7 protein-coding genes are annotated in these 7,773 nt (G+C 68.6%); 4 read left to right on the top strand and 3 right to left on the bottom strand.

Annotated features, from left to right (window positions below; genetic code table 11):
• A partial coding sequence (locus tag QZ753_RS08145; RefSeq protein WP_294642656.1) for an outer membrane beta-barrel protein occupies positions 1-230 on the top strand: 230 nt, incomplete at its 5' end.
• Between the two features lie 58 nt (positions 231-288).
• On the opposite strand, the gene galU is transcribed toward QZ753_RS08145, so the two are convergent.
• Positions 289-1,206 (bottom strand): UTP--glucose-1-phosphate uridylyltransferase GalU, encoded by a 918-nt coding sequence (gene galU / locus QZ753_RS08140; protein ID WP_055892500.1) that lies wholly within the window; start codon positions 1,204-1,206, stop codon positions 289-291.
• Between the two features lie 228 nt (positions 1,207-1,434).
• On the opposite strand from galU, the gene QZ753_RS08135 reads away from it, so the two are divergent.
• Complete coding sequence (locus QZ753_RS08135; protein ID WP_294642654.1) at positions 1,435-2,658, top strand: lytic murein transglycosylase; 1,224 nt, start codon at positions 1,435-1,437, stop codon at positions 2,656-2,658.
• A 5-nt stretch (positions 2,659-2,663) separates the two neighbouring features.
• Positions 2,664-4,052, top strand: coding sequence for a DUF459 domain-containing protein (locus QZ753_RS08130; RefSeq protein WP_294642652.1), 1,389 nt, complete (start codon positions 2,664-2,666; stop codon positions 4,050-4,052).
• 4 nt (positions 4,053-4,056) lie between these two features.
• Here the strand turns inward: QZ753_RS08130 and QZ753_RS08125 are convergent, their stop codons facing one another.
• Together QZ753_RS08125 and QZ753_RS08120 are read right to left on the bottom strand one after the other, a co-directional pair.
• The gene (locus QZ753_RS08125; RefSeq protein ID WP_294642650.1) at positions 4,057-4,467 is read right to left on the bottom strand and encodes a YqaA family protein; all 411 of its coding nucleotides are present in this window, start codon (positions 4,465-4,467) and stop codon (positions 4,057-4,059) included.
• Between the two features lie 62 nt (positions 4,468-4,529).
• Positions 4,530-6,707, bottom strand: coding sequence for a malate synthase G (locus QZ753_RS08120; protein ID WP_294642647.1), 2,178 nt, complete (start codon positions 6,705-6,707; stop codon positions 4,530-4,532).
• Between the two features lie 173 nt (positions 6,708-6,880).
• Here QZ753_RS08120 and QZ753_RS08115 point away from each other — a divergent pair.
• A partial coding sequence (locus tag QZ753_RS08115) for a metallophosphoesterase (protein ID WP_294642646.1) occupies positions 6,881-7,773 on the top strand: 893 nt, incomplete at its 3' end.

The following is a 7,773-nucleotide window of genomic DNA, read 5'->3' as shown; positions in this document are numbered from 1 at the left end:
ATCGCGCCACCGCGCGGATCGACGTCGAGGGGCGGCTGATCGCGGGCCTTCGCGACGGACCGGTGGCGGGCGACGAGAACCTCTACGCCGCCGAGACGGGCCTCACCTACTGGCTGAGCCGATACCTCGCCGTGACCGCGCGCTACCGCTACGACCGGTTCGATTCGCCGCTGCCGGGGCTCGACTACGACGCCAACACCTTCCGGCTCGGGATGCGGCTCCAGCGCTGATCACGAAAAAGGGGCGCCTTGCGGCGCCCCTCACGCATGTCCGGTCCTGGCGGACCCCTTACTCGGCGGCCGGGCGCGGCACGGCGCGGCGCTCTTCCGGCTCCACCGTGCGCATCAGCTCCTCCAGGTCGTCGAAGACCTTGTGGCGGATGTCGTGACGCCACAGGGCGAAGGCGACGTTGGCCTGGATGAAGCCTTCCTTGGAGCCGCAGTCGAAGGTGCGACCGGCGAACGGGTAGGCGAAGAAATCCTGCTGCTTGGCGAGCTTCAGCATGCCGTCGGTCAGCTGGATCTCGTTGCCCGCGCCCTTCTCCTGCGTCGACAGGATGTCGAAGATCTCGGGCTGCAGGATGTAGCGGCCGGAGATAAAGAAGTTCGAGGGCGCCTCGTCGGCCTTCGGCTTCTCGACCATGCCGTCGATGCGGAAGCCCGAGCCGACCTCGGGGCCCTTGCCGACGATGCCGTACTTGTGGGTCTCGGCCGGATCGCACTGCTCCACCGAGATGACGTTGCCGCCGGTCTCCTCGTAGAGCTCGACCATCTTCTTCAGGCAGCCCTGCGTGTCCTGCATGATCATGTCGGGCAGGAGAAGGGCGAAGGGCTCGGGACCGACGAGGTCGCGCGCGCACCAGACCGCGTGGCCGAGGCCGAGCGGCGCCTGCTGGCGGGTGAAGCTCGCGGTGCCCGGCGTCGGCTGCAGGCTGTCGAGAAGCTTCAGCTCGGTCTGCTTGTTGCGGTCGGTCAGCGTGTTCACGAGCTCGACCTGGATGTCGAAGTAGTCCTCGATCACACCCTTGTTACGGCCCGTGACGAAGATCAGGTGCTCGATGCCCGCTTCGCGCGCCTCGTCCACGACGTACTGGATCACGGGGCGGTCGACGACCGTCAGCATCTCCTTGGGGATTGCCTTGGTGGCGGGGAGGAACCTCGTTCCAAGACCTGCCACCGGGAAGACGGCCTTCCTGACCTTGCGCATTCGTGATCCTTCCTGCCGATTACGAGATCGTGACTATATGTTCGATCAACACGCCGCGTCGAGCGAATCGCCCGCGAGCGCCGTGATTTCGCCCAAGAAGATGCTGATTAGATGACACCTCACACATCGAAAACCTTTTCGTGTCCGGACGTGGTAAAGGAAGCGTTCACATCCGCCCTCTAGACTCGAGGCCCTCGCTAACGTTCTGTCCTTCCAAGGAGTAGACCCATGCCTGGACCGATCCACAAGCGCCTCCTCGGCCTGTCCGCAGGCTGCCTCGCGCTCCTGGTCGCCACGGCCTCGACGCCCGCTCTCGCCGATGCCGGTTTCCGCAACTGGATCTCCGGCTTCGAGAAGACGGCGGTGGCGAACGGCATCAACCGCAACACCTATCGCGCCGTGTTCGCGGGCGTCAGCGAGCCCGATCACGACGTGATCGAGAAGGCGCGCTTCCAGCCCGAGTTCCAGGACAAGATTTGGGACTATCTCGACAACCGCGTGAACGACGAGTCGGTCGCCGAGGGGCGCCGGATGCTGATCCAGTACAAGCCCTGGCTCGACCGGATCGAGAAGCGCTTCGGCGTCGACCGCCACATCCTCCTCGCCATCTGGTCGATGGAATCCAACTACGGCCGCATCCTCGAGCGCGACGACGTGATGAAGAGCGTGCCGCAGGCGCTGGCGACGCTCGCCTACATGGATCCCAAGCGCGTCAAGTTCGCCCGGACGCAGCTTCTGGCCGCGCTCAAGATCGTGCAGGACGGCCACGTGTCGCCGAAGGGCCTCACCGGCTCCTGGGCCGGCGCGATGGGCCACACCCAGTTCATCCCAACGAGCTACCAAGCCTATGCCGTGGACATGGACGGCAACGGCCACCCGGACATCTGGAACTCGATCCCCGACGCGCTGGCGACCGCCGCCAACCTGCTCGCTAAGAACGGCTGGCAGACCGGCAAGAGCTGGGGCTATGAGGTCGTGGCGCCCGGCGGCTCGGCCGACATGCGCGGCACCAACCGCAAGCTGTCGCAGTGGGCCGCGAGCGGTTTCACCCGCGTCAGCGGCCGCGCCTTCCCGAACCCCGGCGACAACGCCAACCTCGTGATGCCGGCGGGGGCCTCCGGCCCGGCGTTCCTGATGACCAAGAACTTCTTCGTCATCAAGCGCTACAACAACGCCGACAAGTACGCGCTCGCCGTCGGCCACCTCGCCGACCGGATCGCCGGCTACGGCGACTTCGCGCAGCCCTGGCCCCGCGGCTACACGCCCCTCTCGATGGAGGAGCGCTACGAGGTGCAGCAGCGGCTAACCAACCACGGCCTCTACGACGGCAAGATCGACGGCAAGATCGGCTCCGGCTCCAAGGCCTCGATCACCGCCTACCAGCGCCGGGCGGGCGTCGCCGAGGACGGCAACGCCTCGAAGGCCCTCCTCGACCTCCTGCGGAAGCACTGAGCATCATGGCGGACACGATCCACGCGCGGGCGTCCCGCGCCTTCCTGTCCGCCATCCTGGCCCTCTGCGTCGTAGGCGCCGAGGCGTCGCGCGCGCCGCAAGCCGAGGCCCAGCAGCGGCGCGGCCTCCTCGACATGCTCTTCGGCGGCGGGCGCACCGAAACCCGCCAGCCGCCGCAGCGCGTCGACGATCCGCCGCCGCGCCGGCAGGTGAAGAAGGTGCGCAAGCCTCGCACGGCAACCGCCGCGGCTCCGCGACCGAAGGGCACGAAGGCCGTGGCCGCCGCCGGAGGCGCTGCGGGAGCGGCAGCTGTGGCCGCTGCGCCGCTCGAGAAGAGCGAAACCGCGCGCACGGTTCTCGTCGTCGGCGACTTCATGGCCGGCTCGCTTGCCAAGGGGCTGGATGAGGCCGTCTCGCAGAACCGCGAGATCCGCGTCGTCTCGAAGGTCGACGGCTCCTCCGGCCTCGTTCGCGAGGATCATTTCAACTGGCCTGCCGAGATCGGCAAGACCATCACCGAGACCAAGCCAGCCGTCGTAGTGGTCATGCTCGGGGCGAACGACCGGCAGGCGATCCGCGAGGCCGGATCGTCGCTCGCCCTGCGCACCGCCGAATGGAGCGACCGCTACACGGCGCGCGTCGAGGCCTTGGCCTCGGCCGTGCGCGCCGCTGGCGCCTCGCTGGTCTGGGTCGGCGCCCTGCCCTTCGACATCGACCGCGCCAGCGAGGACATGGTCTACTTCAATGACCTCTACCGGACCGCGGCCCTGAAGGCCGGCGGCGAGTTCGTCGACGTCTGGGGCGGCTTCACCGATGCCAACGGCGCCTTCGTCGCGTCCGGACCCGACATGGCCGGCCAGACCGCGCGCCTGCGCAATTCCGATGGCATCACGCTGACCGGCGCGGGCTCGGACAAGCTCGCCTACTTCGTCGAGAAGCCGGTCACGCGGATCCTGGGTCTCAGCGTCGACGATCTGGTGGCGAGCCTCGGATCGCAGCAGATGTCGGCCGCCGACCTGCCTTCGGCGGGCGACCTCGCGTCCGCCACGACGACCCCGCCGGTCGGCTTCTCGGATCCGAGCCTCGACGGCGGCGACAATCTCCTGGGCGGCGTCGCGGTGCCCGCGACCCGCGCCACGGCCGATGCGAGCCCGCGGGCCAAGCTCGTGGTCGCCGGCGCGCCGATGGACCCGACCGAGGGGCGCGCCGACCACTTCAACTGGACCGGGCGCAGCGGCGCGGTGTCGCCGACGACGCAGGGCAACGCGATCGTCTTCCGCGGATCGACGACGCTCGACGAGTTGCGCCGCCAGGCGAAGAATGCCGGCGCGCCGGAGCCGCAAGGCGCGGCCGATGCCGCCGCGCGCAGCCTGCCTGCACCGACCCAGCCCTGACCGGTCAGAGCGAGAGGACGCCGAGCGTCGTCGCGGCCACCACGCCGTAGCGCGCAAGCTTGCCGGGCCCGACGAGGGCGAGGAACGGCGCCCAGCGCACGCCGAAAAGGCCTGCGACGAGCGTCGGCGCATCGCCCACCACCGGCACCCAGGCCAGAAGCAGCGAGGGCAGCCCGACGCGCTGGAACCAGCGGCGCGCCCGGCCGAGATGCCGTTCGGAAACGGGAAACCAGCGCGCGTCGCTCCGATGCATCAGCCAACGCCCGCACGCCCAGTTGAAGAGGCTTCCGAGCGTGTTGCCGACGGTCGCGATCAGCACCAGCACGGTCGGATCGAAGCCGCCCTTCAGGATCAGGGCCACGAGAAGCGCCTCGGACGAGCCCGGCAGGAGCGTCGCCGACAGGAAGGCGGACACGAAAAGGGCCCCCTGGACGACCAGGGGACCCGCATCCTGTAGTAAGTCGCTCAACCCGAGGCTCAGGCGGCGCGCCCCGCCGCCTTCTTTTCCAGGCGGCGACGGTGGAGGACCGGCTCGGTGTAGCCGTTCGGCTGCTCGCGGCCCTTCAGCACGAGTTCCAGCGCCGCCTGGAACGCGATCGAGCGATCGGGATCGGTCGCCATCGGCTCGTAGGCGGGGTCGCCGGCGTTCTGCTTGTCCACCACGGCCGCCATGCGCTTCATCGTCTCGACGACCTGCGCCTCCGTCACCACCCCATGGCGCAGCCAGTTGGCGATATGCTGGGACGAGATGCGGCAGGTGGCGCGATCCTCCATCAGGCCGACGTCGTGAATGTCCGGCACCTTGGAACAGCCGACGCCCTGATCGACCCAGCGCACGACGTAGCCGAGGATGCCTTGCGCGTTGTTGTCGAGCTCGGCCTGCACGTCCTCCGGCGTCCAGTTGGGGCGCACGGCGACGGGGATCGTCAGGATGTCGGCGAGCTTGGTGCGCGGATGGCCCTCGAGGCCGGCCTGCACCTTGGCGACCGAAATCTCGTGGTAGTGCGTGGCATGGAGCGTCGCGGCCGTCGGCGAGGGCACCCAGGCCGTGTTGGCGCCGGCCTTCGGGTGGCCGACCTTCTGCTCCAGCATCGCGGCCATCTTGTCGGGCATCGCCCACATGCCCTTGCCGATCTGGGCATGGTCCTTAAGGCCGCAGGCGAGCCCCGTGTCGACGTTGCGGTCCTCGTAGGCCTTGATCCAGGTGGACGCCTTCATGTCGCCCTTGCGGATCATCGGTCCGAGTTCCATCGACGTGTGCATCTCGTCGCCGGTCCGGTCGAGGAAGCCGGTGTTGATGAAGACGACGCGGCGGCGCGCCCGACGGATGCACTCCTTGAGGTTGACGGTGGTCCGCCGCTCCTCGTCCATGATGCCCATCTTCAGGGTGTCGGGCTGGAGGCCGAGCGCCGCCTCAACGCGCGAGAAGATCTCGTCGGCGAACTCCACCTCATCCGGCCCGTGCATCTTCGGCTTCACGATGTAGACCGAGCCGGCGCGGCTGTTCTTCGCCCCGTCCGTCTTCCTGAGGTCGTGCATCGCGATCAGCGAGGTGAACATCGCGTCGAGGATGCCCTCCGGCGCCTCCGAACCGTCCGAAAGGAGGACGGCCGGATTGGTCATGAGGTGCCCGACATTGCGCACGAGCATCAGCGAGCGGCCGGGCAGCGTCAGCGCCCCGCCGTCGGGCGCCGTGTAGTCGCGATCGGGGTTGAGGCGGCGCGTCATCGTCCGCCCGCCCTTCTCGAAGGTCTCGGCGAGGTCGCCCTTCATCAGGCCGAGCCAGTTGCGGTAGACCGCGACCTTGTCCTCGGCATCGACCGCGGCGACCGAATCCTCGCAGTCCTGGATCGTGGTGACGGCGCTTTCCAGTACGACGTCGGAGATGCCGGCGCGATCGATCTTGCCGATCGGCGTCGAGGGATCGATCACCACTTCGGCATGAAGGCCGTTGGTCGCGAGGAGGATCGCGTCCGGCTTGTCCGCCACGCCGCGATAGCCTGCGAACTGTTCAAGCCTCGCCAACGCGGCGTCGCGGCCGTCGAGGCGCACGACGAGCCGGCCCGCCGCAACGGCGAAACCGGTGGCCTCATTCCAAGACGCGCCGTCGAGCGGCGCCGAGCGGTCGAGGAAATCGCGCACCCAGGCGACGACCTTGGCGCCGCGCGCCGGGTTGTAGTCCCGGCCGCGTGCGGCGCCCCCGTCCTCGGGGATGGCATCGGTGCCGTAGAGGGCGTCGTAGAGCGAGCCCCAGCGCGCGTTCGCCGCGTTCAGCGCGAAGCGGGCGTTGAGGACGGGCACGACGAGCTGCGGGCCCGCAATCGTCGCGATCTCCGGATCGACGTTGGCGGTCTCGACCGAGAAGGCGTCGCCCTCCGGCACGATGTAGCCGATCTCGCGCAGGAACGCTTCGGCCTCCGCGCCGTCCACCGCCCGTCCCTGCCGCTCGGCGCACCAGTGGTCGATCCGCGCCTGCATGTCGTCGCGCACCTTGAGGAGCTCGCGGTTGCGCGGCGCGAGATCGGCGAGGATCTCGGCGAGCGAGCGCCAGAACGCGTCGGCCTCGACGCCCGTGCCCGGCAGCGCCTCGCCCTCGACGAAGCTCTTCAGCACGGAGGCGACCTTCAGGCCGTGGATCTCGACGGTTTCGGTCATGGCGCAGGGCTCCTCCAGTCAAGCGATAGTGTGTCCGGGTTTGGGGGATGGAAATACCCCTGTCAAACGGGATGGGTAGGGAACGGTCTCCAAGGGTTGCCAAAGCCGCCGCGTGCCGGGACACTCCGGCCCATTGCGAAGCGCCAGCCCGTTTCGAAGCGAAGGAGCCCTTGATGCGATCCGCCCTCCTCGGCCTCGTTGCCTGCCTTTCCGCCGGCACCGCCCTGCCCGCCCGCGCGTTCGACCTCACGATCCTCCACATCAACGACTTCCACAGCCGCGTGGAGCCGATCTCGAAGTCGGACGGGCCCTGCTCGCAGAAGGACGCGGCCGAGAACGCATGCTTCGGCGGCATCGCGCGGATCGCCAGCGCCGTGAAGGCCGCGCGCGCGGCGGCCGGGAGCACGCCGACGATCCTCCTCGACGCCGGGGACCAGAGCCAGGGATCGCTCTTCTACACCCGCTACCGCAACGACGACGCGGCCGAGTTCATGAACACGATCGGCTTCGAGGCGATGGCGGTCGGCAACCACGAGTTCGACGACGGCGTGCCGGTGATCGAGAAGTTCGCGGGAGCCGTGCGCTTCCCCATGCTGATGGCGAACGCCGACCTCGTGCGCGAGCCGGGGCTGGCTAAGGTCGTCAGAGCCTCGACGGTCATCGAGAAGGACGGCGAGCGCATCGGGGTGATCGGCCTGACGCCGCAGGATAACCAGGAACTGACCGCCGCCGGCAAGTCGATCACCTTCACCGACCCGGTCGAGGCCGCACGGCGCGAGGTCGAGACGCTCACCGCGGACGGCGTCACCAAGATCATCCTCCTCAGCCATTCCGGCTACGAGGTGGACAAGCGGCTCGCCGCGGAGGTGCCTGCGATCGACGTCATCGTCGGCGGCCACTCGCACACGCTCCTCTCCTCCACCGACCCGAAGGCGGCAGGTCCCTACCCGACGCTGGTGAAGGGACCGGACGGGCGCGACGTTCCGATCGTCCAGGCCTATGCCTATTCGAAATATCTCGGCAAGCTCACCGTCTCCTTCGACGACGAAGGCCGCGTGACGAAGGC

This window comes from uncultured Aureimonas sp. (assembly GCF_913775355.1).
Lineage (GTDB): Bacteria > Pseudomonadota > Alphaproteobacteria > Rhizobiales > Rhizobiaceae > Aureimonas.
The sequence above is the reverse complement of the archived record's forward strand: the minus strand, read 5'-3'. Positions and strand labels throughout refer to the sequence as shown.